Source organism: Achromobacter sp. ESBL13 (genome assembly GCF_036668755.1).
Lineage (GTDB): Bacteria > Pseudomonadota > Gammaproteobacteria > Burkholderiales > Burkholderiaceae_B > Achromobacter.
Map to the genome: position 1 here is coordinate 40,592 of NZ_JAZEVT010000001.1, position 23,974 is coordinate 64,565.

The window sequence follows — 23,974 nt, forward strand, 5'->3', positions numbered from 1 at the left end:
GCCGGGAGGGGCCTGGCAAGACGCGTGGATGCGCCGCGGAAATCGGGTAAATGGGGCAGAAATGGATACGCTATATGTGCTGGTCGTGTTGGGCGCGGTGGCTGCCGGCTTCGTCCAGGGCTTGTCCGGGTTCGGCTTTGGGATGGTGGCAATGTCGTTCTGGGCGTGGACCATCGACCCACGCCTGGCTGCCGCGATGACGGTCTTCGGCGCACTGACCGGCCAGCTGTTGGCGGCATTTACCGTGCGCCGCGGCTTTTCGTGGTCGAACCTGCTGCCATTCGTACTAGGCGGTTTGGTGGGCATCCCCATCGGGGTAAAGGTCTTGCCGCATCTTGACCCGCTGATATTCAAGACCTTCATCGGTGCTCTGTTGGCGGTCTGGTGCCCGATCATGCTGTTCGCAACGCGTTTGCCGCGCATTACGGCCGGCGGCAAGGTGGCGGATGGCGTCGTGGGGGCGATGGGCGGCATCATGGGCGGCATCGGCGGCTTCACCGGCGTCATTCCGACGTTGTGGTGCACCTTGCGCGGCTTCGAGCGCGATGTGCAGCGCTCGGTTATTCAAAACTTCAACTTGTCGATGCTGGCGGTCACGATGGCAAGCTACATCGTCACGGGAATGGTGACGACAGACATGCTGCCGCTGTTTGCCATCATCGTGCCGGCCATGCTGGTGCCCACATTGCTGGGCGCGCGCATGTATGTCGGCATCACCGACGTGACCTTTCGGCGCGTGGTGCTGGGCCTCTTGACGTTGTCGGGCATTGCCTTGCTGGTGTCGTCCGTGCCCAAGCTTATTGCATAGCGGGACAGGCTTGACGAGCATGCTATCGTTAAAGTCATTGAAGAGAGAATCAGTATGGCATTGCATCGTTTTCAGAAGGGTGAACTGGGTCATTGGCTGCGCATCGTGGCCGACAGCAGCGAACCCGGCGCCGCGCAAGCAGAAGTGCCTGTCGAAATTTCCCAGGCACTTCAAACCTTGCGCTGCATTCAGCCCGGCGAAAATGGCCGCTGGCTGATCACCGAAAAGGGCAAGCTCGCCCTGCGCATGGAAGAGCCCACCGCCATCCACGTGCGCTGAACGCTGCGCCGCCGGCACGCTCGGCGGTATTTCTTGCAGCACATATCGATCCCCCTTTTGTGCGCGCCGGCTTGCTGCGGTTTGAAGCAAGTTGCGCCTAATTGCCGCATAGTTTGCGAATGATTTCGCGTTATGTCGCAGCGCAGGGGGTATTTACAGGGCAGTACGGGAATCTCCTGAGACGGAATGTGTGATTTGGCATCTTCCGGACGTATCGCGCTTGTTATCTCGCCAGTAAGATGAACTTGCGTGACGCTTTCAGGTCTATTCAATTACGCGGGATTTGGTCCCGCCACGTCACGCGTGGTTCACGCGTTTAGGTAACCGACTGGGAGGTAGCACATGCAGCATCGTGACCAGGAAGTACTGATCGACGTTTCCACAGCGGCCATGGATACCGGCGGATATGGCGTCTTGCTGACGGTAACGGCCGAGGGCGGCACCGAAGTGGATGCCGCGTTTTCCCACTTGGGCAACTGCGCTTCATTAGACGAAGCACGAGATCGCGCGGAAGTATTCGCGCAGAACTGGGTCGAGGAAAACATCTTCCGATAGGGCTTATCCGCCCTGGACGGAGCTGATCGGTGGTGCCGGTCTGTGTGTGCATGAGGCTGCGGAAAATACTCCAAAATTTGCGACGAAGTTTTCGGTTATCGTTGCTGCTCCAAAACCTGGGGCCCTTTTCGGGTATGGGTCGTTCCAAAATGATTGCCGCACAGACCACTCCTATTCTGACGGAGCATGTCCGCGCATTACGCGCACATTTCGACTCCGTCATCCTGCCGCTTTGGATGGGGCAGGGCTTCAACGGCGCATTGGGTCTGCCCTACGAATCGCTGGATGCCGCAACGGGCAAGCCGCTGCCGCCCAGCCGATATCGAGCCATGGCATGCGCGCGTCAACTCTATGTTTTTTCAGAAGCATCCGGCGCCGCCGCGGGCCAGCATGCAGACCGCTTGTTTGCGTCCCTGTGCCGCGTATTTCGCAACGATCAAGGCGGCTGGTTGTACAGCGTGGACGCTGATGCGCAGCCGTTGGATGACACTCAGGATTTATATACCCACGCGTTCGTGGTGCTGGCCTGCTCGGCGTACTTTCAGAGCAGCCGTAATGCGGATGCGCGCAAGCTTATGTTGGCCACGGCATCGGCAATCGAAGCGCGCTTCAAGACAAATGACGGGCTCTATCATGCGGCGCTTAGCGCCGACTGGCAGACGCCGCTACGCCCGCCCGCGCAAAATCCAATGATGCACCTCACGGAAGCGTATCTGGCGGCCGCCCAGGTGGCCGAACCCGCGCTGTTTGCCCAGCATCTGCGCACGCTTGCGCAAGGCGTCAGCCAGTTTTTTGTACACGGGCCCACCCAGTGCATATCCGAAGCGCTGCAAGGCACGGCGGGCAACCGGCTTGAACCGGGGCACCAGTTTGAATGGCTGTCGCTGGTGCACGGTGCGGCGCAGGTGTTTGAAGGGCTTGAGCTGGTGGAAACCTTGCCGCGCGCGGTGCAGTGGGCGCGCACGCATGGGGTGGGCGTACAAGGCCCCGGCGTGCTGGCGTCGTTGGACGAGTCGGGTGCGGTGATGGATGACACGCGCCGGATCTGGGCGCAGACGGAATACCTGCGGACGTTGGCGGTGCTGGGCGACTGGCCGGCGCTGGAGTCCGGGCTGGCCAGTTTTCGCGCCCATTTCGTGCATGAGGGCGGGTGGTACGAATGCCTGAACGGGCAGGGGGACGTCGTCCGCGCCGACATGCCGTCGACATCGCCGTATCATTTGGCCACCTGCCTGGCGGCAATGCCTAACGTTGTTTAAACGCCCTTGTTAACAATTATTGTCGTTCAATTGTTATAAATCGATAGAAAAACATTGGTGAAATCCCTTACAATTTGCTAACACTGTTTGTGGGGAAGCATCAATGAGCGTTATGTGTTTGGCTTGCCAACGCATTAACCCGGGCCTTGCCGGCGTCGCGCCGCATTCGCACCTGGGACATCAAGGTTTCACCAATCCCACGCAGAAAGGGCGCGAAGAGAGTCGCGAAGATCACTTCCGGTGCCTGAGCTGCGGGGCGAAATGGTTGCGTGAAACCGATAAGTGGGGCGTGGACCTGGGATTCAAGCTGGCACCTTGATCGTTTTATCGCCGTACTTAAAGTCGGGCCTCTTTACAGAGGCCCGTTTTATTTGGTTTCAAGTATAGCGCCGGCGATGAAACCAGACATGTCGTGGGCGCTGGCCGTGTCATATGCCGCAGCGCGCCTTTCAAGACGCTGATCTGGCCGCGATGACGTCCGGGTCGGCATGTGCGGTGGCCAGCAGCCATTGCCGGAAGCATTCCAGCGCGTAATGATCGCGGCGCTGGGCCGGCGCGCAAAGGTGATAGCCCCGGCTCAGCCGAATGGGCATATCGGGAAAGGGCGCGGCCACCCGGCCGGACTGAAGCTCGTCGCGCACCAGGCAGCGCTGTAATACCGCAACCCCCATATCCGCCATGACCGCGCGGATCAAGATGGATACCTGATCGAACCCCTTGGACAGCGTGACGGCATGGCGGGGCACCCCCGCTGCATTGAACCACTGCGCCCAGTTGTCCTGCCCGTTGGTGTGATAGAGCAAGGCTTCGCCCAGCAACCCGTGCGGGGTGCTCCATAGCCCCTGGGCCTGGCGGGCGGCAAGACGGTCGGGATGGCAAATAACCACCACTTCGCGACCGATCACGTAATCGGCTTGGCATCCGGGCCATTGATCAGGGGTGCCGGCCAGGATGCTGGCGTCTGGCGTGGTGCCCGAAAAGTCCTCATTGCGCCGATAGGCCGCGAAATTAAGCTGGATATCGGGATGGCGTCGATGGAAGTCTGGCAAATGCGGCACCAGCCAGGCGCTGGCCAACGTTGGCACGGTCGATAGCGTCAAGCGCAGCCGGCGGTCATCCGCCCGCAGTTCGGCACTGAGCTTTTCAATGGCCTGAAGCGGCGTGTGCGCGCCGTCGTACAGCTTCTGGCCCATCTCGGTCAGCGTCAGGCCGTGCGCGTTGCGATGCATCAGCGGCTGCCCGAAATGGGCCTCCAGGCGCGAAATGGCGCGGCTGATGGCGCCTTGGGTGACGCACAGCGTCTGGGCAGCCAGGGTGAAGCTTCCCAAGCGTGCCGCCGCGATAAAGGCGTGCAGCTCGGACATGGACGGCGAATGTAGCCGCATTTAGCATGATCTTTGGTAATGAAGGAGTGCAATATAGTCGTTTGAAAGGGGACCGTAAAGTTTGGACACTGGCGGCCTGTCTCTGTTTGACACCCCGTTCTGACCCTTACTTCAACGTATCCCTTTCGGAGTCGATCCATGTCTTGCCGCCTGCTTGGCCGGTCCGCGCGCTTTGCGCTTGCCGGCATGTTCGCCACGCTGTCCTTTGCCGGCATTGCCCAAGCCGCCGACTACCCCTCGCGTCCCATCAAGCTGGTGGTGCCGTTCGCCGCGGGCGGTTCGACCGACATCGTTGCCCGCCTGGTCGCGGAGTATGCCGGGCGCGATCTCAAGCAGACCATCGTGGTTGAAAACAAGGCGGGCGCGGGCGGCTCGATGGGCATGGAGCAGGTGGCGCGGTCCACGCCTGACGGCTACACGATCGGCATGGCCACGATGAGCACGCACGGGTCGAATCCGGCCGTGTATCGCAAGATGAATTACGACCCGATCAAGGACTTCGCGCCCGTGGCCAACGTGCTGGCGGTGCCCAGCATTTTGGCCATCAACCCGAATATTCCGGCCAAGAACATGGTCGAATTCGTGGCGCTGGCCAAGAAGGCGCCGGCTGACCGCTACAGCTTTGCGTCGCCCGGCGTCGGGTCGCTGGGGCATGTGAACATCGAGAATTTCATGATGCTGTCCGGCATCAAGTTGCTGCACGTGCCTTACCGTGGGGCCGGCCCAGCGCTGAACGACGTGATGGGCGGGCAGGTGGATGCCATCACCGACAACCTGTCTTCCACGCTGCCGCAAGTGCAGGGTGGCAAGCTGCGTGCGTTGGCCGTGCTGGGCGCCCAGCGTTCGCCGCTGTTGCCTGACGTGCCGACCTATATCGAACTGGGTTATCCCGACATGGGCACCGGCGGCTGGTTCGGATTGGTGGCTCCCGCCGGTACGCCGAAGGCCGTTATCGACCGCCTGAACCAGGCGGTGCGCGCGGCGATGCAAGACCCCGAGTTCCGCAAGAAGGCCGAAGACGTGGGTGGTACGCTGATGCCCACGACGCCCCAAGAGTTCCAGGTCCAGATCGAACAGGCCCTGGCCCGCTACGCCAAGGTGGCCAAGGCCGCCAACATTCAGGCTGACTGACGATGACGCTTGCCGATTTCAACGTGGTTTCCGTGCATGAACCTCAGGGGCCGGCCTTGCCGCTGGTCTGTGATTCGCCGCATAGCGGTGAACGCTATCCCGACGATTTCGGGGCGGTGGCAACGCAGGCGCAATTGCGCCAGGGCGAAGACACGCACGTGGACGCGTTGTGGTCGGCGGCGCCTACGCTGGGCGCAACGTTAATTGCCGCGCACTTTCCGCGCGTGTACATCGACCCGAACCGCACCTTGCAGGATCTGGACCCGGAGCTGCTGGCGGAACCGTGGCCGCAGCCCCTGTCCCCGGGCGAGAAGACTCGCTTGGGCAAGGGGCTGATCTGGCGCCGCATGGACAAGGCCACGCCCATTTACGATCGCAAGCTGAGCCTGGCAGAAGTGCGGCATCGCATTCAGGCTTACTACGAGCCCTATCACGCGGCGTTGTCGCAGGCGATCAGCCGAGCTGAACAACGCTTTGGCGCGGTGTGGCATCTGAACCTGCATTCCATGCCCAACGACGCTTACGAACGCCTGGGCCGGCAAAGCGAGCATCCGCTGGCGGACTTCGTGCTGGGGGATCGGGATGGCACGACGTGCGAACCCGAGTTCATCGCGCTGATCGAAAAGGCGCTGCGCGACCTGGGCTATACCGTCGCGCGCAACGACCCTTACAAGGGCGTGCAGTTGATTGCGCAGATTGGCCAGCCGGCGCTGAACCGGCACAGCTTGCAGGTGGAAATTCGTCGTCCTTTGTACATGGACGAAGCCACGCGCGAACGCAACGCCGGCTTTGATTTGCTGCGCGGGCATTTGACGACGGTGCTGGCCCAGGTGGCCGATTACGTGCGCGTGCGCATGGAAGCGGCTACGTCGACAAAATAGAGTCGTTTGTGTGGCTGTACCCAGGCAAAAAGCCGGCGTTGATGCAGATCAACGCCGGCTTTTTGCCTACCGCTTAAGTTTCCGTTTGCCGCGCCGTTGTCGCTAGGAACACGCTGCGCCAACGGTGGCCGCGGCGCAAGGGAACCGTAATGCTAGAGAAGAAGATCAACGGATTTTCGGTGGTGGCGTACGCGACGCAACCCGAGGGGCGCACGCCGCCTCGGGCGTTCTTGGAGACGCGGCGCCTGGTGGCCAAGGTCAAGGAAGGCGAAGCCGATGCGCAGCAGGTGCTGGACCCCGATGGCGCCGAGCCGGCCCCGGCCCCGGCGCCGCCCGAAGGCCGGCCGTTCGAGATTTTTGTCAGCCGCCGCTTTCGCAGCGCGATCGAAGCGATGTCCGCCGCGCGCAATGCGCTGGACCGCGTGACCAGCGTGGACGAAGACGGCGTGCCGGATCCGTTGCCGGAATAAGCGTGGGGCGGGGCGGGCGGGCATTGACGGCCCGCTGCCGCCGCGCCTTGCAGCACCGTCAGGTCAAGGTGCTGCGCATCAGGATGTTGGTCAGCGCGCGCGTGGGTTTGTTGGGCGCGGGCGCCGAGATGACGATGAATTCCACCTGCGGCAAGGGCGGCAATGGCGTCGCGCCGCCCGGCGCGGCCAGCCCTGCCGTGGACAGATGCGAAGGCTGCACGGTAATGCCCAGCCCCGCCCGCGCGGCCGCCTGGCAGCCCGCGTAGCTGGTGCTGGTGCACACGATCTGCCAGCTGCGCCCGGCGCGCGCCAGGGCGTCCAGCGTCAGCGTACGCGTCACGCTGGGCTCGCGCAGCAATATCAACGGCAGCGGCGCGTCCGCCGCGAACCGCAGGCCTTCCTTGGCGCGCCACAGCAGCGCTTCCTTGTGCAGCGTCTGCCCCCGGCGATCGCCGCGCCGCCGCTTGCCGATCATCACGTCCAGCTCGCTGTCGTCCAGCAGTTTGTAAAGCTCGCTGGTGACGCCGATGGTCAGGTCCAGTTCCACCTCGGGATGCGCCAGCCGAAACGCGGCCAGCACCTCGGGCAGCGGCCCCATCGCCAGGTCGTCCGACGTGCCCAGCCGCACGCGACCGCGCAGGCGCGGCGCGTCGAACAGCCGCGCGGCGCGTTCGTGCGCGTCAAGAATGATCTCGGCGTGCACCAGCAGGCTGCGGCCGTCGCTGGTCAACGCCAGCGAATGCGTGTCGCGCAGGAACAGGCGCCGGTTCACGGACTGTTCCAGTTGGCGGATATGTTCGCTGACGGTGGGCTGCGTCAGGCCCAGGCGGCGGGCGGCTTCGGTAAAGCTGGGGGCGCCGGCGGCCACCGTGAAGGTCTTGAGCCACAAGGGATTAAGCATGTCGCGCCGATATGGTTATAGGACTTTTCGATGACAGTCAAAGTAATCAATGGGCTTCACGATAGCAAGCGGCCCGCCTATAGTTTTCCGTAATTTCCTGGAAACCTAGCCATGCGCCGCTTTTTACCTGACCAATTCACCCTGATCCTGATCGCCACCGTGGCGTTCGCCAGTTTTTTCCCTGCCGTGGGCAGGGGCGCCACGTTCATGATGGTGGCCAGCAACGTGGCGATATCGCTGCTGTTCTTCCTGCACGGCGCGCGCCTTTCCACGGATGCCATCGTGGCGGGCGTCAAAGACGTGCGCCTGCATGCGTTGATCCTTGCCTGCACCTTCATCCTGTTTCCCGCGCTGGGGCTGGGCTTGCGGGCCTTGTTCCCGGGGCTGCTGACGCCTTCGCTGTGGTTGGGCGTGCTGTTCGTGTGCACGCTGTCTTCCACGGTGCAGTCTTCCATTGCCTTCACGTCAATGGCGCGGGGCAACGTGCCGGGCGCCATTTGCGCGGCGACCGCGTCCAACTTGCTGGGCACCGTGTTGACGCCGTTGCTGGTGGCGGTGTTGCTGCATCGGCAGGGTGGCGGGCACGGGCTGGCTGACGCGGGCCGCATCCTGTTGCAGCTGCTGCTGCCGTTTGCGGTGGGCAGCCTGTTGCGGCCGTGGATCGGCGCCTGGGCGCAGCGCAACAACCGCACCCTGTCCAAGGTGGATCGCAGTTCGATTTTGCTGGCCGTTTACACGGCCTTTAGCGAAGCCGTGGCGCAGGGCATCTGGCACGCGTTTCCGGCGATCGATCTGGCCACGATGGTGCTGGTCAATGCATTGCTGCTGGGCTCGGTGCTGGTGATTACGACGTGGGGCAGCCGCAAGCTGGGCCTGTCCAAAGAGAACGAAATCACGCTGGTATTCTGCGGGTCGAAGAAGTCACTGGCGTCCGGCATTCCGCTGGCCACCGTGCTGTTTGGCACGTCGCAGATGGGCGTGGTGGTGCTGCCCTTGATGATCTTTCACCAGATGCAGCTGATGGTGTGCGCCGTGTTGGCACGACGCTATGCGGAACGGCAGCCGCCGGCACAGGCTGCCGTGGCGGGGGCGTAGTCGGCAATGGCGGCGGTCGTGGTAAAACGCCTGCGCAAGCCGCCAACGTCCGCTGTCAGCCGCCGTCGCGTGGAACGATCTTGCCCGTGGGATGCCAGTACACGGCGCCATCGCGTTCCGACACCGTCAGCGCGGTCAGTCGCCCGTTCTTGCACGGCCCACCGACGCATAGTCCGGTGTCGGGCTGATAGATCGCGCCATGGCGCGCGCACATGATGAGGTCACCCGCGCGGGTGAAGAAGCTGCCTTCCCAGTCCAGTTCCACGCCCACGTGGGCACAGCGGTTCAGGTAGCCATGCACGCGGTCCTGATAACGGACGAAAAAGGCGGTGGTCTGACCCGCGCCGTCGGATACCGGCACTTTGACGCCCAGGCCGCCGTTGGCCAGGTCGGATGCCGCACAGACGCGGACTTCGGAGGCAAGTGAGGGTTCCTGCATGGCGGGCCTTTTACGAAAGGGTGCGATGTTCGGTCAGGGCGGCGGGGCTTGTCAATCCGCCGGGCTGTTCGCCGGCCCGCCGGCCGGGGCGTCGCCAACGTCGGCGTCTTCGTTTGACGTAGCGTCGGCGTCTTCATTTGATGCGGCGCCGTCCTGCTGGCGCGCCCACATCCCCGCGTACACGCCGCGTTGCGCCAGCAACTGCGGATGGCGCCCGCGTTCGATGATGCGCCCTTCGGACAGCACGATGATCTCGTCGGCGTCGGCCACGGTGGACAGGCGGTGCGCGATGATGAGCGTGCTGCGGCCTTGGCTGACTTCGCGCAGGTTCGCCTGAATCTCGCGCTCGGTGTGGGTGTCCAGCGCGCTGGTGGCCTCGTCGAACAGGAAAATGGCCGGGTTCTTCAAGATGGTGCGGGCGATGGCCACGCGCTGCTTTTCCCCGCCCGACAATTTCAGCCCGCGCTCGCCCACCATGGTCTGGTAGCCGTCCGGCATGGTCATGATCAGGTCGTGGATGTGCGCCAGGCGCGCCGCGGCTTCGATCTCGGCGTCGGTCGCGCCGGGTCGGCCGTAGCCGATGTTGTAGTGAATGGTGTCGTTGAACAGCACCGTGTCCTGCGGCACCACGCCGATCGCGGCGCGCAGACTGGCCTGCGTGACGTTGCGCACGTCCTGGCCGTCCACCAGGATGGCGCCGCTGTCCGCGTCGTAGAAGCGGAACAGCAGGCGGGCGATGGTGGATTTGCCGGCGCCCGACGTGCCGACCACCGCCACGGTCTTGCCCGCCGCAATGGTGAAGCTCACGCCCTTCAAGATGGGGCGGCGCGCGTCATAGCCAAAATACACGTCGCGAAATTCCACTTCGCCGCCCGCCACGCGCAGCGGCTGGGCGTCGGGGCGGTCGGCCACCTCGCGGTCCTGCCCCAAGAGTTCGAACATGCGTTCCATGTCGATCATGGCCTGCTTGATTTCGCGGTAGATGAAGCCGAAGAAGCTCAGGGGCTGGTACAGCTGCAACAGGTAGGTGTTGACCAGGACAAAGTCGCCCAGCGTGTAGCGGCCCTGGGCGATGCCGGTGGCGGCCATCCACATCACCAGCGTCAAGCCCACCGAAATGATCGCGGCCTGGCCCACGTTCAGAATCGACAAGCTGACCTGGCTGCGCACGGCGGCGCGCTCGTAGCGCGTCAGGGAAGCGTCGTAGCGGCGCGCCTCGTGCTCTTCATTGCCGAAGTACTTGACCGTCTCGTAGTTCAACAGGCTTTCAATGGCCTTGGTGTTGGCTTCTGAATCGGTTTCGTTCATCTGGCGCCGGAACTTGGCGCGCCATTCCGTCACCGCAAGCGTGTAGGCCATGTACAGGATGACGGTGGCGCCGGTGGCCGCGGCCAGCCAGATGTCGAACATCTTCCACAGCACAATACACACCAGCCCGATTTCAAAGAACGTGGGCAGGATGTTGAACAGCAAAAACGACAGCAGCGTCTGGATGCCCTTGGTGCCGCGTTCGATGGCCCGTGTCAGCCCGCCGGTCTGGCGCGACAGGTGAAAACGCAACGCCAACGCATGCAGGTGGCGAAAGATCTGCAAGCCGACCGCGCGGATGGCGTGCTGGCCGACGCGGGCGAAGATGGCGTCGCGCAATTCCGAGAACAGCAGCGACAACACGCGCGCGGTGCCATAGGCCAGGATCAGGCCCAGTGGCACCGTCACCGCGCCGGGCGCGCCCTTGCCCAGTTCGTCGATGGCGTGTTTGTAGATCAGCGGCACATAGACGGTGGCCGCCTTGGCCGCGAACAGGCACAGCAATGCGGCCACGACGCGCACCTTCAGGCCGGTCTTGCCGGGCGGCCACAAGTACGGGAATAGGGTACGCAAGGTGGAAAAACCGCCGCGATTCTTCGGGGGCGCGTCAGGGGAATTCATGGCTGGCCTTGGGGGGCGAAAGCGGGGGGTGGAGCGGGGTGAAGGGCATTATCCGGCACGGGCGCTATTATTTGGGTGATAACCCCTGGTATTTACGGACCATTGCCTGGGGATGTCAGACCGGTATCGCAATGCGGGCGCAGCTCGGCAAGCCCGCTTTTTTATCTCTTCAATCCGGGGTTGGCCGGGCTGTGCCCCTGGATTGCGCGACCTGGCGCGTATTCGCCGCGCGAGCGTTGCGTTGCACGTTTCGGAGGGCTTATGGCGAAGGTACCCGCAGTGAAATTGAACGACGGCAGCAACATCCCGCAATTGGGGCTGGGCGTTTGGCAGGTGCCCGACGACCAGGCGGCCGCCAGCGTCAAGGAAGCCTTGGCGGCCGGCTACCGGTCGGTGGACACGGCGGCCATCTACGGCAACGAGGCAGGTGTGGGCGCGGGGCTGCGCGCGTCGGGCGTGGCGCGTAAGGACCTGTTCATCACCACCAAGCTGTGGAACGACAAGCACGGCTATGACGACGCGCACAAGGCCATGGACGAAAGTCTGGAAAAGCTGGGCTTGGCTTATGTGGACCTGTACCTGATCCACTGGCCGGTGGCGGGCAGCACCCAATTCCTGGATGCCTGGCGCGCGATGGTCGAAATGAAGGCAGACGGCCGCGCGCGTTCGATCGGTGTGTCCAACTTCACGCAGGCCAATCTGCAACAGCTGATCGAAGCGTCCGGCGTCACGCCGGCGGTGAACCAGATCGAGCTGCATCCGGGCTTCGCCCAGCCCGACCTGCGGGCTTTCCACGCCAAGCACGGCATCGCCACCGAATCCTGGAGCCCACTGGCACAGGGCGGCGTGACGAAGGAAAAAGTCATCGTGGACCTGGCGGCCAAGCACGGCAAGTCACCCGCGCAGATCACGCTGCGCTGGCACGTGCAAAGCGGTCTTATCGTGATTCCGAAGTCGGTCACGCCCGCCCGCATCCGCGAGAACATCGACATTTTTGATTTTGAATTGTCAGCGGATGAGATGGCCGCGATCGACGGCATCAAGAACGGCGCGCGGCTGGGGCCTGATCCCGAACAGTTCGGCCGATAGCCGGCCGGGGGCAGGGTCTGGCACAAGACCCAAGGCCCCGGACACGGCGCGGGAATGGGGCTGCGGGGCCCCATGGCCGGCCTAGTGCTTCAGCGGGAACACCCAGTAGCGGACGATGACCACAAGCAGGATGGTCAGCGTGATCCACGACGCCCAGTGCCAGGCGCCCGTGCCCAACAGCGCGGCCAGCAGGCCGAAGACGCTGAGCACGCCTAGCAGGATGGGCGCGCCCCATACGAACATGAAGCCACGACCGCCGCGGCCTTTGGCGTGGCGGGGGCTCATGCGGGGGTCCTTTGCGGGGCGGCGGCGGCCTGATGCTTTTTCACCAGCTCGTTGATGCGCGCCTCGGTGGCGCGGCGCCGCGCAATCCACAGGTACAGGCCGCTGACCAGCACCACGATGGTGATGAGGTCAAGCAAGGCCCAGATGATCTTCAGCGGCAGGCCTGCGTAATCGCCAAAGTGCAGGGGGCGCGACACTTCCAGCGCGGTCAGGTACCACGGCATCTTGGCCACGGTGGTCAGTTCGCCGGTTCTGCCGTCGACCAGCACAGGCGTGTTCAGCTTCGAAGTCAGCGGCGTATCGCCGCGCATCCAGGCGATGTAGTGGTGCGGGCTGCCGAAGGCGTTGCCCGGGAAGGCGATGAACGACACCTCGTTGCCCGGCATGGCTTTCTTGGCCGTGTCGGCCGCCAGCTGCGCCGAGGCCAGCTGCGTGGGCACGGTCTGCCCCTTGTAGGGTTCCAGAATGCGGACCAATTCAGTGGACTGCCACAGACGGAACAACGGGGTGGACAGTTCGTTGATGACGCCGGTAAAGCCCACCACGAAGGCCCACACCAGCGTCACGATGCCCAGCAGGTTGTGCAGGTCCAGCCACTTCAGGCGCGTGGACCGGGCAGCGCGAACAGTGCCGAACTCCAGCTTTTTCATGAACGGGCCGTACAACACCACGCCCGACACGATAGCCACACAGAACAGCAGCCCCATGAAGCCCAGGAACAATTCGCCGGGCAGGCCGGCAAACAAATCCACATGCAGGGCCAGCATGATGCCCATGAACGAGAACTTGTCTTCGGTATATAGCGGGCCTTCAAGCAGCACGTCGCCGGTGCGGCCGTCCATGCGGACCGCGTGCCCGGACGCCTGGCCATCGCCCGGTTTCTTGGCCATGCCGACATACACCTGGGGTTCGTCCGGGTCGAAGAACAGGTAATCAACCACTTCGCCTGGATACAGGGTCAACGCGCTGGAGACCAGCTTGTCCAGGTTGGCGGGCGGCGTATTGGCCGGCACGTCGGACAGCGGCTTGGCGTCATCCAGCCAGTGTTCGATTTCGTGATGAAAGACCAGCGGCAAGCCCGTCAGGCAGATGATGAGCAGGAAGATGGTGCAGACAAGGCTGGTCCACTTGTGGATCCAATACCAGGTTTTAATGGTGGACGCGGCTGTCATGGCGGCGGAAGGGGGCGGCGGCGCGCGCGGCCCCCTTTAAGCTGTTTGTGAGGAAGGCGGAACATTATCACGAATAATAGCGATTCTCGTAACGGAATATTTGACCCCCGGATGGCCAGGGGTGCAAGGCCGGCGTCAACTAAAGCGGGTTAAAAAGACAGCTCGGGAGTGACCGGGCGCGAGCCGCCACGGTTTGTTTCAAGGGACGGGTCTTGCCCGCCCCGCAACGGGCAGTCGAGAAGCATCATGGAGCAGCGATTTTTAAAAGTTCCGCGCAACGAGCGCGGCCGCGATTTCGCGGTGGGCGACGTGCACGGGCATTTTTCGCGTTTGCAGGCAAGCCTGGACCGGCTGGGTTTCGACCCGGCTCGCGACCGGCTGTTTTCCGTGGGCGACCTGGTTGATCGCGGGCCTGAAAGCGAGGCCGCGCTGCACTGGCTGGCCCAACCCTGGTTTTTCGCGGTGCAGGGCAACCACGAAGACTATGCGATTCGCCACGTGCGTACGGGGCAGGTGGACGTGATCAATTGGCGCGGTTACGGCGGCGGCTGGTTTCTGGACCTGCCTGCCGACCAGCAGCAAGTGTTTGCCGACGCGTTTGCCAAGCTGCCCATCGCTATCGAGGTCGAGACGCGCGAGGGGGCGGTGGGCCTGCTGCATGCGGATTGCCCGGTGCTGTTCTGGCCCCGCCTTGAATTCGCGCTGCAAGATCGCTACAAACGCACCAGCGCGGCGTGCCAGTGGTCACGCGACCGCTTGCGGCAGATGAACCGCACGGGCATCCAGGGCGTGCGGGCGGTGGTGGCCGGGCACACGCCGGTGGCCGCGCCGCTGGTCCTGGGCAACGTCTATCACATCGATACCGAGGGCTGGCGGTCCGGCTTCTTCACGTTCCTGGACCTGGAATCGCTGACCGCCTGGCCGCACGAGGTCGTGACGGAACTGGCGGTAGAGGAGTAGGTCGGCCGGTTACAGAGGCCGCGCGATGACCGAGCTGGACGTGGATACCGCGCTTGCGCGGGCAGCAGCATCGTCAGCGCTGCCCGAAGCCCGTACGCCCGAAGCCGGTATGCCCGAAGCCGGTACGCCCGCCGCCGGTACGCCCGCCGCCGGTACGCCCGCCGCCGGTAATCCAGAAGTCGCTACACCCGCCATCGCGGCCGGCGCGACATTCGCGGCGTTGGGTGCCTGAAGGGGCTGCAACGGCGGCTGCACCGCGCCGTTGTTCGAATTTTGCGGCAGCACGGCACCACCCGGGGCCGGCAGCGGCTTGACAGACGTATCCACCCCGTCGGTGCTGCGGTTGTTGTTCAGGAAATCGGTCAGCGCATCACCCGACGACAAATCCAGCGAAGCCACCGCCTGCCCGGGCGGGAATTCCGCAAAATAGTATTCGCCGTTATCCACCAACAGCCCGTCCGGACGGGGCGGCTGCTTGGCTTCGGGCATGCCCTTCAATACCGGCTGCATGTAGTCCAGCCACGTGGACAACGCCAAGCCGCTGCCGAATTCGTTGGTGCCCAGGGACTTGGGCTGGTCAAAGCCCATCCAGACGGTCGTGGCCAGATCAGGCGTGAAGCCCGAGAACCAGACGTCCACCGCATCATTCGTGGTGCCCGTCTTGCCGCCCACGTCGTTGCGCTTCAGGACCTGATGCGCGCGCGCGGCCGTGCCGCTGGTCGTCACGCCGCGCAGGATGTCGTCCATGACCCAGGCGGTGCGCGGGTCGATGGCGCGCGCCGCCTCGTCGCCCGCCTTGACCGGTTGGGCCTGCATCAGCACCTTGCCAGAACGGTCGGTAACGTGGTCCACCAGATACGGCGTCACGCGATAACCGCCGTTGGCGAAGACGCCATAGCCATTGACCACCTGCAACGGCGTGGCGCCACCCGCGCCCAGCGCCAGCGGCAACACCGCCGGCCAGCGCGATTTGTCAAAGCCGAAACGGGTCAGATAGTCCTGCGCGTACTGCGGCGAAATCGCTTGCAGAATGCGGATCGACACCATGTTCTTGGACCGGTACAAGCCTTGGCGCAACGTCAGCATCGGTTCGTACTTGTTGCCGTCGTTCTTGGGCTGCCAGTCCTTGGAGCCCGTTTGCGCGGCCGTCAACATGAACGGCTGGTCCGAGATCTGCGTGGCGGGGGTAAAGCCGCGTTCCAGGGCGGCGGCATAGACAAAAGGCTTGATGTTCGAACCGGGCTGGCGCCAAGCCTGCGTCACGCGGTTGAAGTTGCCCCGGTTGTAGTCAAAGCCGCCGATCATGGCGCGGATCGCGCCGTCCTGGGGCGCCATCGACACCAGCGCCGCTTGCAGCGCCGGCATGTTGATGATTTCCCAGGTGTCGCTGTCCTTGCCGCCCGTCTTGTGGATGTACACGACCGAACCGCGACGGATGCGCTGGCTGTCGCCGGCCTTCGGGTTCAAGGCGCGGGCCACCACGGCCAGGGCCTTCTTGTCCGAAATGGTGATGATGTCGCGCGCGCTGCGGGCCACCTTCACCTCGGTAGGGCTGGCCGACAGCACCACGGCCGCCAGCAGGTCTTCGCTGTCCGGCGTCTTGTCCTGCACGCCGTCCAGAATCTCGTCCAGCGCTTGCGCATCGCTTTCAACGCCGTCAGGCAAATCGATCTGGTCTTCCGGCCCGGGATACACGGCGCGGCGCGTGTAGTCCATGACGCCATCGCGCACCGCGCGGTAGGCAGCTTCCTGGGCCTTGGAATCGATGGTCGTGTAGACGTCGATGCCCTTGGAATACGTTTCTTCCTGGAACACGCCATACATCAACTGGCGCGCCAGTTCCGACGGGTAATCGCCGTGCACCGCGAAGCCGCGCGCGCTGGTGCCGTCGGCGCCGCGGATTGTCAGGCGTTGCTTGAGCGCTTCGTCGGCCTGCTCGGGCGTGATGTAGCCCAGCGTCTTCATGCGGCCCAGCACGTAGTGCTGGCGGATCTCGGCACGCGGGAAATTGGTGATGGGGTTAAAGCGCGACGGGGCCTTGGGGATGCCGGCCAGCATGGCGGCTTCCGCCGGGGTCACTTCCGACAGCGGCTTGCCGAAGTAGGCGCGCGACGCGGCCGCGAAGCCATAGGCGCGGTGCCCCAGGTAGATCTGGTTCATGTAGAGCTCAAGGATCTGGTCCTTGGTGAGCTCGTTTTCGATCTTGAACGTGAGCAGCAGCTCGTACAGCTTGCGCGAATACGTCTTCTCGGAAGACAGATAGAAATTGCGCGCCACCTGCATCGTGATCGTGCTGCCGCCTTGCGACTTCGAGCCCTTGACCACGTTGGTCAGCACCGCGCGCGCCACGCCCATCCAATCCACGCCGCCGTGGCTGTAGAAGCGGTCGTCTTCAGCGGCCAGCACGGCCTGGCGCATCACCGGCGGAATCTCGTCGAACCGCAGCACGTTGCGGTGCTCTTCGCCGTACTCGCCGATCAGCACCTTGTCGGCCGTGTAGATGCGCAGCGGCACACGCGGCCGGTAGTCGGTCATGGCGTGCAGGTCGGGCAGGCTGGGCCAGGCCAGGGCCAGTGCCAGCCCAAGCACGACGGCGCCGCACGCGCCGACGCCGGCCGCGACGATGCCCGTCTTGACCAGGATGCGTTTCCAGGGAAGGCCCGATTTGCCGCCCGGGGTGGCGGAGGATTGCTGGGGGGTGCTCATTGCAGGCGATTCTAGGACAGAACGCTATAGACCGGCCATGGCGTCATAAGGTTTCAGTAACCAAACTTGCCGAAGCCAGGTGGGGGGCGTGTGCCGCTGTAGATATAGGGACGGGGTCTAGCATACGCGCGACGCGGCTTGCGCGCGCGAGCGACGGGAATTGCGCTGTGAAATGTATTGCGCGCGGTGACAAACAGCAAGGCCGGTTGCATGCGCATGTTGCGATTCAGCTTTCGGTAAGGTGTCAAGAGCCCTGTTGATACCGCTGCGGCGGCGCGCCCAACGCACGGTGGAACATGGCGCTGAACGCGCTGGGGCTGCGGTATCCCAGGTCGGCGGCGATGCGCGCCACGGGCACGCCTTCCGACAATCGGCAGACCGCGTCCGCCAAGCGCACCTGCTGCACCCATTGCCGGTAATTCAGGCCCAGTTCGGCCTGGAACAGCCGGATCAGCGTGCGCGCGCTGGCGCCCACCTGGCTGCCCCAGGCTTCCATGCCGCGTTGCAGGCCGGGCCGGTCCAGGATGGCCGCGCAGATGGTCTGCAAGCGGCGGTCGCGCGGCCACGGGATCTGGATGGGAAGCACGCGCGCGGCCGCCAGTTCGGACAGGATCAGCGCGGCGACCTGTTCGGCCCGGCCGCCCAGCGGATAGTCGATGGGCTCGGCCGTCAGCGTCAGGATCAGTTCGCGCAGCAGCCCGCTTACTTCCACCACCTGGGGTTGCGGCCAGAAGGCGGCGGCGGCATCGGCCTGGATGTACAGCGAGCGCATCGACACGGCGCCCACCATGTCGACGCCATGAGGCACCCCGGCCGGCACCCACAGCGCGCGCAGCGGCGGCAGCGCCCAGAGGCCGCTGGGCGTGGTGACCCGCATCACGCCTTCGGCCGCGTAGATCAGCTGCGCGCGCGGGTGCGAGTGCGCGCCCGTCTGCGCGCCCGCGCGAAATTCCTTGGCCAACGCGGTGACGACGCGCGGGCGATCCTGGTAGTCCTGCGCGTTGATGCTGCGGGCGGGGTCGGGCGGGGCAAGACGGGTGGCCATGATGTCACTTCCAACAAAAGGATGACGCCGCGACGGCGGGCAGGGTGGCGCTATTTTGTCACTTGCTCGATGAAAATTGGCAGATCCTCGCCGTGGCCGGTTTCTACACTGATGGCTGGCTTTGGCTGTCAGCCAACCACAACCCAATCGCAAAAGCCGCCCATGACTCCCGCCCAGAATCCCATTGCCGGCATGTCGGACGCCAACGTGCCCGCGCCTGCCGCCGCGCCACTCTCCGCGCCGGCCTCCGCCCCATCCGCCGCGTCATCTACCGCCTATAAAGTGCTGGGCGCGATCAGCGTGGCGCATTTGATGAACGACATGATCCAGTCGATCCTGTTGGCCATCTACCCCATGTTGAAGGATTCATTCAGCCTGTCGTTCGCGCAGATTGGGCTGATCACCTTGGTCTATCAGTTGGCGGCCTCGCTGCTGCAACCCTTTATCGGCCTGTACACCGACCGCCATCCCAAGCCGTATTCGCTACCCGTGGGGATGAGCTTCACGCTGGCGGGGCTGTTGCTGCTGTCGGTGGCGCCGTCGTTCGGCTGGCTGCTGGTGGCTGCCGTGCTGGTCGGCACGGGGTCGTCGGTGTTCCACCCCGAATCGTCGCGGGTTGCGCGCATGGCCTCGGGCGGCCGGCACGGCCTGGCCCAGTCGCTGTTCCAGGTGGGGGGCAACGTGGGGTCGGCGCTGGGGCCGCTGCTGGCAGCGCTATTCATCATTCCGCACGGCCAGCGCAGCGTGGCCTGGTTTGCCTTCGCGGCGCTGTTCGGCATCGTGGTGCTGACCGGCATCGGCCGTTGGTACAGCGCCAACCGCGTCATCTTGAAGCCGCGCGTGCGCGCGGCGGGCGCCGGCAACGGGCTGTCGCGCAATCGGGTGATCGGCGCGCTGGCGGTGTTGGGCGTGCTGATATTTTCCAAGTACTTCTACCTGGCCAGCCTGAACAGCTATTTCACGTTCTATCTGATCGACAAGTTTGGCTTGTCGGTGCGCGAGGCCCAGTTGTACCTGTTCCTGTTCCTGGCCGCGGTGGCGGTGGGCACGGTGGTGGGCGGGCCGGTGGGCGATCGCATCGGCCGCAAGATCGTGATCTGGGTGTCTATCCTGGGCGTGGCGCCGTTCACCTTGTTGCTGCCCTACGCCAATCTGTTCTGGACGGCGGCGCTGGTGGTGATCATCGGCATGGTGCTGGCGTCGGCGTTTTCCGCCATCGTCGTCTACGCGCAGGAATTGGTGCCGGGCAAGGTCGGCATGATTGCCGGGCTGTTCTTTGGCTTTGCGTTCGGCATGGGCGGAGTGGGGGCGGCCGCGCTGGGCAAGCTGGCCGACGCCACCAGCATCGGCTATGTGTACCAGGTGTGCGCGTATCTGCCGCTGCTGGGCGTAGTGGCGATCTTGTTGCCCAACGTCGAAAAGCCGCGGTGATGCAGTCCCGCGTTGATCCGGGTTAGTGCTTTTGGCCGACTGGCGGGGGCGAACCACAATAATTAATCTAGGGTTTGCCCCTCGTTCCTTTCGATTGTCAGTCACCTGAAAGGTTTAACTGTCAAATACTGCAAAGGGGCATCCGGGCGCCCCTGGCTTGGCGTATTCTTCTGGACATGCCGCGCAATCGTCTTGGCGCGGTAGGTAAAGGTTCAGGACAACGTCGCGCCCTCGCTACGGCGTATCGCCGTTCATCGAGGCTGCGACGTTTCGTCCTTCTGGTAACAAAAAGCATCAAGCATGCTGACGTGTAACGCGTATCCATCCATGAACCCAGTGCAACAGCAGCCTGAACCGACGGCATTCGTGCCTGAAGCGCGGCCGGCAGAAAACCATGACGACTTCCTTATTCTTCCTGATGTGGGCGTTGGCTACGGCCTTGGCGCTACCGCTGTTGCTGCCGTTCCAGTCGCGCGGGGTGAAGGGCGTGCGCGCGTTCATTGCCGCCAACACGCTGGCCGTGCTGGCGCTGCTGGCCTTCGCCGCCGCCAAGCTTGTGCCGCCGGGCGCCTACATCATGGCGTCGAACGCAGCGTGGGTATGCGCGATCAGCCTGGTGTACGTAGGCGTGCGCCAGTTCTTCGGGCTGCGACCGCATATCGCGCGCACCTGCGGCGTCACGGCGGCTTGTGTGCTGGCCTTTGCGCTGCTGCTGTATGGCACGGACCACCTGCAAGAACGCATGCTGCTCAATTCGGGCTTTACCTGCATCAGCGCGCTGCTGACCGGGCGGGTGATCTACCAGCAGCGCGCAAAGATTCGCACGCCGGGTGTGACGCTGTATCTGATGCTGGCCATATTCGGGCTGGCGGCACTGCACGCAACGCGGGTTGCGGTCTATGGCTTCGGTTTCGTGACGCCTTTGTCTTTGCTTGAGCCGTCGTCCTGGGGGCTGTTCTTCATTGTGTGCGGCTCGGTCACCGTGCCGGCGCTGTTCCTGGCATTGCTGCTGCTGGTGCAGACTTGGCTATCCGAGCAGATGCAGGCAGCGCTGACGTTCGACAGCCTGACGCACGCCTATTCCCGTCGCAGCATCCTGGATGAACTGGAACGCGAATTACAGCGCTGTGGCCGCTCGGGCGGCCCGCTGGCCGTGCTGGTGCTGGACATCGACCATTTCAAATCCATCAACGACCGCTACGGCCATGCGGCGGGCGACACCGCACTGCGCCATTTCGCCAAGGTTGCTCAGCACGCCGTGCGCGGCTCCGACCGCTTCGGCCGCCTGGGGGGCGAGGAATTCGTGCTGTTGATGGTGGACTGCGACCCGGCGCGTGCGCTGGTGCACGCGCAACGCGTCTGCGATGCGCTACGCGATACGCCGCTGTACCTGCAAGGGGTGGAAGTGCCCATGACCGCCAGCGGTGGCTTGGCGACGTACCAGCCCGGCGATAGCGCCGATGTGATCCTGGCGCGCGCCGACGTGGCGCTATACCGCGCCAAGGAGCAAGGGCGCGACCGGGTGGAAATGGCGTTTGGCGCGCGCGGCGCGGGCCGCGTGCACGTAGGCGGGTTGGCGGGCATGGCGCCAGCGGCAAACGCGCCGCTGGTGACTCATGAAGGCGCGGGGCACTAAGGCTTGAGGTGTTCCGTCAGGAACTTTTCCATGGCTTCGTAGAACTCGAACTTGTTTTCGTCGTTGTGGAAACCGTGGCCTTCGTTGTCCTTGACCATGTATTCCACTTCAACGCCGCGCGCCTTCAACGCCGCCACCATCTGGTCGCTTTCGTCCTTGGCCACGCGCGGGTCCTTGGCGCCTTGCGCAACGAACAGCGGCGTCTTGATCCGGTCCGCGTGCAGCGCGGGCGAGGTCGCGGCCAGCCGGTCCTTATCGCGTTCGGGGTGGCCGACCATGTCCTGCATCTTGTCCAGCATGGGCTTCCAGTACGGCGGAATGGACTTCATGAACGTGAACAGATTGGACACGCCCACGTAGTCCACGGCCGCCGCGTACAGGTCCGGCGTGAACGTCACGCCGGCCAGCGTGGCGTAGCCGCCGTAACTGGCGCCATAGATGCCGATGCGCTTGGGGTCGGCGATGCCTTGCTTGACCAGCCACTGAACGCCATCGGTGATGTCGTCCTGCATTTTCAGGCCCCATTGCCCGAAGCCGGCTTCCCAGAACGCCCGGCCATAACCCGTCGAGCCACGGAAGTTCATTTGCAGCACGCAGAAACCCCGGTTGGCCAGGAATTGGGTTTCGGGGTTGTAGCCCCAGCCGTCGCGTGCCCACGGCCCGCCGTGCGGGTTGACGATGCAAGGCAGATTCTTGGGATCGCGGCCGGCGGGCAGCGTCAGGTAGCCGTGGATGGTCAGGCCGTCGCGGCTTTGGTAGCTGATGGGCCGCACTTGCGACATGTCGGCTTCCGGAATGGCCGGGTTGATGTCGGCCAGCTTGGTCAGCGTGTCGGCATTGGCGTCATACAAGTAGCGCGAACCCGGCGTGCGGTCGTTGTAGGCGGCCACGATGAATACGGTTTCGTCGCGGTTCGACCCTTGCAGGGCGATGTCATAGCCCTTGAGCTTGTCGGACAGTTTCTTGAACAGCGCTTCGGACTGCGCGTCGAAAAACTTGTATTGCGGCTTGTCGGTCTGGTAGGCGGCCAGCGTCAGCACGCGGCGCTTGCGCGAGTAGCCCGCGCCGTCCAGGTCGACGGTGTCGGGCGTGAAGATCTCTTCTTCGGCGTCGGGTTGCGCGGGGTCGATGACCACCAGCGACAGCTTGTCGCGGCCACGGTTGCTAAGCGCGTAGATCTTCTTGTCGTCGAACGTGAAGAACGACGGGCTGACGTTGGTGCGGTAATCGGTGGTGATCAGCGGGCGGAAGTCGGACGCTTCGTTGTCGCGGTAGAGCAGGGTGGTGTTCAGGCCGTCGCTGGTGACGGCGGCGCGCACCTTGCCCGCATGGTCGGTTTGCCAGCCCACGATGTTGCCCGGGTTCTGCGCCACCAGCACGGCCGCGCCGGTGTGGACGTTGACGCGGTAGACGTCAAAGACCTCGGGGTTGCGTTGGTTGTGGCTGATCAGGACGTGATCGGGATCGTCTTCAAGATCGTCTTCGATGCTGGCGCGCGCGCCCTCATAGGGCGTCAGGTCGGTGATCTTGCCCGTCTTGGCGTTCACGGCCAGCACGTGGAAGTTTTCGTCGCCGCCGAAGTCCTTTTGATAGAGCACCACGTCGGCGCCCTTCCAGAAGTAGTTGGAGATGTCGCGCGCGGTTTCGCTGGTCAGTTGGCGGGGCTCGCCCACCAGTTGGCTGCCTTGCAGCGGCTGCACATAGATGTTCATGCGGGCGGGGTTGCCGTCCACGCTGGTGGGCTGCATGAAGGCCAGCGTGCGGCCGTCGTCGGCCAGGCGGAAGAAGCCGCGTTCCGGATTGCGGAAAAAGTCCTTCAGGGGATAGGCGCGGGGCGGGGGCTGGGTGGCGCAGGCGCCCAGCGTGGTGCCGACGATGCTGGCGGCCAGAATGGTGCGCGTCATGAAGGAAAACAAGGCAGGACCTCCGCGATTTCAATGCGGTCGATAATGCCATAGTCGCGCGGGCGGTGTCGAACCGGCCCCACTTATGCCGCCGTGCCGTTTGCGGGATAATCGCGGCAATTCATCTGGAGAATTACATGTACAGGAATCTGGTCGCGGCATCGGCGCTGGCGCTGGGCCTGGCGGGTTGCTCGCTGGGCATCTCGCAGGACAGCGCATCCCCGCACAGCGAATTCAAGGCGCCGGTCGCGTTCAAGGACGCCTACGCCACCGTGATCCGGCAGTCGAACAACTGCCTGCGCAGCACCGACAACGCCTATCGCGTGGTGTCCGACCTGAACGAGGCGGCGCAGTCGGGCGTGGTGCGCGTGCTGGCCCCGTACACCGACAACGAAATGTCACGCGTGGACCTCAAGGCCAATGGCCCGGCAAGCACCGACGTGAAGATTGTGATGTGGGGCAAGGGCACCTGGGACGCCGCCGCGATGCGCGCCATGCAGGACGCCATCTACTACAGCATCACGTCGTGCAGCACTTACATGCCGCTGGACCCGCGCCCGCCCGTCAAGCCGTCGCGCGACCTGCCCAATTAAGGGCGGCGCGCCGGCCCGAAC

The 23,974-nt window shown here is 64.1% G+C and carries 23 protein-coding genes; 14 read left to right on the forward strand and 9 right to left on the reverse strand.

What is annotated here, in order from left to right:
• The first annotated feature begins 61 nt into the window (after positions 1-61).
• The 5 genes from V6F88_RS00225 (at position 62) to V6F88_RS00245 (ending at position 3,220) form a co-directional block, all read left to right on the forward strand.
• Positions 62-808 carry a sulfite exporter TauE/SafE family protein gene (locus V6F88_RS00225; protein ID WP_332607368.1) on the forward strand — a complete coding sequence of 249 codons (747 nt, stop codon included), beginning with the start codon at positions 62-64 and terminating at the stop codon, positions 806-808.
• Between the two features lie 54 nt (positions 809-862).
• Positions 863-1,087 carry a hypothetical protein gene (locus tag V6F88_RS00230; RefSeq protein ID WP_332607369.1) on the forward strand — a complete coding sequence of 75 codons (225 nt, stop codon included), beginning with the start codon at positions 863-865 and terminating at the stop codon, positions 1,085-1,087.
• A 342-nt stretch (positions 1,088-1,429) separates the two neighbouring features.
• Positions 1,430-1,642 (forward strand): hypothetical protein, encoded by a 213-nt coding sequence (locus tag V6F88_RS00235; RefSeq protein ID WP_008159938.1) that lies wholly within the window; start codon positions 1,430-1,432, stop codon positions 1,640-1,642.
• Positions 1,643-1,791: 149 nt separating this feature from the next.
• The gene (locus V6F88_RS00240; RefSeq protein ID WP_332608903.1) at positions 1,792-2,901 is read left to right on the forward strand and encodes an AGE family epimerase/isomerase; all 1,110 of its coding nucleotides are present in this window, start codon (positions 1,792-1,794) and stop codon (positions 2,899-2,901) included.
• A gap of 103 nt (positions 2,902-3,004) precedes the next feature.
• Positions 3,005-3,220 carry a hypothetical protein gene (locus V6F88_RS00245; protein ID WP_025135384.1) on the forward strand — a complete coding sequence of 72 codons (216 nt, stop codon included), beginning with the start codon at positions 3,005-3,007 and terminating at the stop codon, positions 3,218-3,220.
• 130 nt (positions 3,221-3,350) lie between these two features.
• Here the strand turns inward: V6F88_RS00245 and V6F88_RS00250 are convergent, their stop codons facing one another.
• Positions 3,351-4,286 carry a LysR substrate-binding domain-containing protein gene (locus V6F88_RS00250; protein WP_332607370.1) on the reverse strand — a complete coding sequence of 312 codons (936 nt, stop codon included), beginning with the start codon at positions 4,284-4,286 and terminating at the stop codon, positions 3,351-3,353.
• Positions 4,287-4,424: 138 nt separating this feature from the next.
• On the opposite strand from V6F88_RS00250, the gene V6F88_RS00255 reads away from it, so the two are divergent.
• The 3 genes from V6F88_RS00255 (at position 4,425) to V6F88_RS00265 (ending at position 6,768) form a co-directional block, all read left to right on the forward strand.
• Positions 4,425-5,417, forward strand: coding sequence for a Bug family tripartite tricarboxylate transporter substrate binding protein (locus tag V6F88_RS00255; RefSeq protein ID WP_332607371.1), 993 nt, complete (start codon positions 4,425-4,427; stop codon positions 5,415-5,417).
• Positions 5,418-5,419: 2 nt separating this feature from the next.
• The gene (locus V6F88_RS00260) at positions 5,420-6,298 is read left to right on the forward strand and encodes an N-formylglutamate amidohydrolase (RefSeq protein ID WP_332607372.1); all 879 of its coding nucleotides are present in this window, start codon (positions 5,420-5,422) and stop codon (positions 6,296-6,298) included.
• Between the two features lie 149 nt (positions 6,299-6,447).
• Complete coding sequence (locus tag V6F88_RS00265; protein ID WP_332607373.1) at positions 6,448-6,768, forward strand: hypothetical protein; 321 nt, start codon at positions 6,448-6,450, stop codon at positions 6,766-6,768.
• 58 nt (positions 6,769-6,826) lie between these two features.
• Here the strand turns inward: V6F88_RS00265 and V6F88_RS00270 are convergent, their stop codons facing one another.
• Positions 6,827-7,669 (reverse strand): LysR substrate-binding domain-containing protein, encoded by an 843-nt coding sequence (locus tag V6F88_RS00270; RefSeq protein WP_332607374.1) that lies wholly within the window; start codon positions 7,667-7,669, stop codon positions 6,827-6,829.
• Positions 7,670-7,780: 111 nt separating this feature from the next.
• On the opposite strand from V6F88_RS00270, the gene V6F88_RS00275 reads away from it, so the two are divergent.
• The gene (locus V6F88_RS00275; RefSeq protein ID WP_332607376.1) at positions 7,781-8,764 is read left to right on the forward strand and encodes a bile acid:sodium symporter family protein; all 984 of its coding nucleotides are present in this window, start codon (positions 7,781-7,783) and stop codon (positions 8,762-8,764) included.
• 55 nt (positions 8,765-8,819) lie between these two features.
• Here the strand turns inward: V6F88_RS00275 and V6F88_RS00280 are convergent, their stop codons facing one another.
• Both V6F88_RS00280 and V6F88_RS00285 read right to left on the reverse strand, forming a co-directional pair.
• Complete coding sequence (locus V6F88_RS00280) at positions 8,820-9,203, reverse strand: Rieske (2Fe-2S) protein (protein WP_332607377.1); 384 nt, start codon at positions 9,201-9,203, stop codon at positions 8,820-8,822.
• 51 nt (positions 9,204-9,254) lie between these two features.
• Complete coding sequence (locus V6F88_RS00285) at positions 9,255-11,132, reverse strand: ABCB family ABC transporter ATP-binding protein/permease (protein ID WP_332607378.1); 1,878 nt, start codon at positions 11,130-11,132, stop codon at positions 9,255-9,257.
• A 261-nt stretch (positions 11,133-11,393) separates the two neighbouring features.
• On the opposite strand from V6F88_RS00285, the gene V6F88_RS00290 reads away from it, so the two are divergent.
• The gene (locus tag V6F88_RS00290; protein ID WP_332607379.1) at positions 11,394-12,221 is read left to right on the forward strand and encodes an aldo/keto reductase; all 828 of its coding nucleotides are present in this window, start codon (positions 11,394-11,396) and stop codon (positions 12,219-12,221) included.
• An 81-nt stretch (positions 12,222-12,302) separates the two neighbouring features.
• On the opposite strand, the gene V6F88_RS00295 is transcribed toward V6F88_RS00290, so the two are convergent.
• Positions 12,303-12,506 carry a hypothetical protein gene (locus tag V6F88_RS00295; protein ID WP_332607381.1) on the reverse strand — a complete coding sequence of 68 codons (204 nt, stop codon included), beginning with the start codon at positions 12,504-12,506 and terminating at the stop codon, positions 12,303-12,305.
• Complete coding sequence (locus V6F88_RS00300) at positions 12,503-13,678, reverse strand: PepSY-associated TM helix domain-containing protein (RefSeq protein ID WP_332607382.1); 1,176 nt, start codon at positions 13,676-13,678, stop codon at positions 12,503-12,505. The genes V6F88_RS00295 and V6F88_RS00300 overlap by 4 nt, the downstream gene beginning before the upstream one ends.
• A 246-nt stretch (positions 13,679-13,924) precedes the next feature.
• On the opposite strand from V6F88_RS00300, the gene V6F88_RS00305 reads away from it, so the two are divergent.
• Positions 13,925-14,638 carry a metallophosphoesterase gene (locus V6F88_RS00305; RefSeq protein WP_332607383.1) on the forward strand — a complete coding sequence of 238 codons (714 nt, stop codon included), beginning with the start codon at positions 13,925-13,927 and terminating at the stop codon, positions 14,636-14,638.
• Between the two features lie 9 nt (positions 14,639-14,647).
• Here V6F88_RS00305 and V6F88_RS00310 read toward each other — a convergent pair whose 3' ends face one another.
• A complete protein-coding gene (locus tag V6F88_RS00310; RefSeq protein ID WP_332607384.1) occupies positions 14,648-17,344 on the reverse strand; it encodes a penicillin-binding protein 1A in 2,697 nt (898 codons plus the stop codon).
• 244 nt (positions 17,345-17,588) lie between these two features.
• On the reverse strand, positions 17,589-18,389 hold the full coding sequence (locus tag V6F88_RS00315) for an AraC family transcriptional regulator (RefSeq protein ID WP_332607385.1): 801 nt from the start codon (positions 18,387-18,389) through the stop codon (positions 17,589-17,591).
• Positions 18,390-18,551: 162 nt separating this feature from the next.
• Here V6F88_RS00315 and V6F88_RS00320 point away from each other — a divergent pair, with 162 nt between their 5' ends.
• The gene (locus V6F88_RS00320; RefSeq protein ID WP_332607386.1) at positions 18,552-19,820 is read left to right on the forward strand and encodes an MFS transporter; all 1,269 of its coding nucleotides are present in this window, start codon (positions 18,552-18,554) and stop codon (positions 19,818-19,820) included.
• A gap of 394 nt (positions 19,821-20,214) precedes the next feature.
• A complete protein-coding gene (locus V6F88_RS00325) occupies positions 20,215-21,456 on the forward strand; it encodes a GGDEF domain-containing protein (protein ID WP_332607387.1) in 1,242 nt (413 codons plus the stop codon).
• On the opposite strand, the gene V6F88_RS00330 is transcribed toward V6F88_RS00325, so the two are convergent.
• A complete protein-coding gene (locus V6F88_RS00330; protein WP_442880109.1) occupies positions 21,453-23,360 on the reverse strand; it encodes a prolyl oligopeptidase family serine peptidase in 1,908 nt (635 codons plus the stop codon). The two genes, V6F88_RS00325 and V6F88_RS00330, sit on opposite strands and share 4 nt — an antisense overlap.
• Positions 23,361-23,497: 137 nt before the next feature.
• Between V6F88_RS00330 and V6F88_RS00335 the strand changes: the two genes are divergently transcribed.
• Positions 23,498-23,953, forward strand: a complete 456-nt coding sequence (locus V6F88_RS00335; protein WP_046804510.1) for a BPTD_2524 family lipoprotein — start codon at positions 23,498-23,500, stop codon at positions 23,951-23,953.
• Positions 23,954-23,974 lie beyond the last annotated feature (21 nt).

Bases quoted from the DNA above. Each gene is read 5' to 3' on its own strand.
- V6F88_RS00225 (WP_332607368.1), top strand. From the start codon at position 62: ATGGATACGCTATATGTGCTGGTCGTGTTGGGCGCGGTGGCTGCCGGC.
- V6F88_RS00255 (WP_332607371.1), top strand. From the start codon at position 4,425: ATGTCTTGCCGCCTGCTTGGCCGGTCCGCGCGCTTTGCGCTTGCCGGC.
- V6F88_RS00315 (WP_332607385.1), bottom strand. From the start codon at position 18,389: ATGGCCACCCGTCTTGCCCCGCCCGACCCCGCCCGCAGCATCAACGCG.
- V6F88_RS00280 (WP_332607377.1), bottom strand. From the start codon at position 9,203: ATGCAGGAACCCTCACTTGCCTCCGAAGTCCGCGTCTGTGCGGCATCC.
- V6F88_RS00320 (WP_332607386.1), top strand. From the start codon at position 18,552: ATGACTCCCGCCCAGAATCCCATTGCCGGCATGTCGGACGCCAACGTG.
- V6F88_RS00305 (WP_332607383.1), top strand. From the start codon at position 13,925: ATGGAGCAGCGATTTTTAAAAGTTCCGCGCAACGAGCGCGGCCGCGAT.
- V6F88_RS00330 (WP_442880109.1), bottom strand. From the start codon at position 23,360: ATGACGCGCACCATTCTGGCCGCCAGCATCGTCGGCACCACGCTGGGC.
- V6F88_RS00275 (WP_332607376.1), top strand. From the start codon at position 7,781: ATGCGCCGCTTTTTACCTGACCAATTCACCCTGATCCTGATCGCCACC.
- V6F88_RS00235 (WP_008159938.1), top strand. From the start codon at position 1,430: ATGCAGCATCGTGACCAGGAAGTACTGATCGACGTTTCCACAGCGGCC.
- V6F88_RS00290 (WP_332607379.1), top strand. From the start codon at position 11,394: ATGGCGAAGGTACCCGCAGTGAAATTGAACGACGGCAGCAACATCCCG.
- V6F88_RS00270 (WP_332607374.1), bottom strand. From the start codon at position 7,669: ATGCTTAATCCCTTGTGGCTCAAGACCTTCACGGTGGCCGCCGGCGCC.
- V6F88_RS00285 (WP_332607378.1), bottom strand. From the start codon at position 11,132: ATGAATTCCCCTGACGCGCCCCCGAAGAATCGCGGCGGTTTTTCCACC.
- V6F88_RS00260 (WP_332607372.1), top strand. From the start codon at position 5,420: ATGACGCTTGCCGATTTCAACGTGGTTTCCGTGCATGAACCTCAGGGG.
- V6F88_RS00265 (WP_332607373.1), top strand. From the start codon at position 6,448: ATGCTAGAGAAGAAGATCAACGGATTTTCGGTGGTGGCGTACGCGACG.
- V6F88_RS00230 (WP_332607369.1), top strand. From the start codon at position 863: ATGGCATTGCATCGTTTTCAGAAGGGTGAACTGGGTCATTGGCTGCGC.
- V6F88_RS00240 (WP_332608903.1), top strand. From the start codon at position 1,792: ATGATTGCCGCACAGACCACTCCTATTCTGACGGAGCATGTCCGCGCA.
- V6F88_RS00245 (WP_025135384.1), top strand. From the start codon at position 3,005: ATGAGCGTTATGTGTTTGGCTTGCCAACGCATTAACCCGGGCCTTGCC.
- V6F88_RS00325 (WP_332607387.1), top strand. From the start codon at position 20,215: ATGACGACTTCCTTATTCTTCCTGATGTGGGCGTTGGCTACGGCCTTG.
- V6F88_RS00300 (WP_332607382.1), bottom strand. From the start codon at position 13,678: ATGACAGCCGCGTCCACCATTAAAACCTGGTATTGGATCCACAAGTGG.
- V6F88_RS00310 (WP_332607384.1), bottom strand. From the start codon at position 17,344: ATGAGCACCCCCCAGCAATCCTCCGCCACCCCGGGCGGCAAATCGGGC.
- V6F88_RS00335 (WP_046804510.1), top strand. From the start codon at position 23,498: ATGTACAGGAATCTGGTCGCGGCATCGGCGCTGGCGCTGGGCCTGGCG.
- V6F88_RS00250 (WP_332607370.1), bottom strand. From the start codon at position 4,286: ATGCGGCTACATTCGCCGTCCATGTCCGAGCTGCACGCCTTTATCGCG.
- V6F88_RS00295 (WP_332607381.1), bottom strand. From the start codon at position 12,506: ATGAGCCCCCGCCACGCCAAAGGCCGCGGCGGTCGTGGCTTCATGTTC.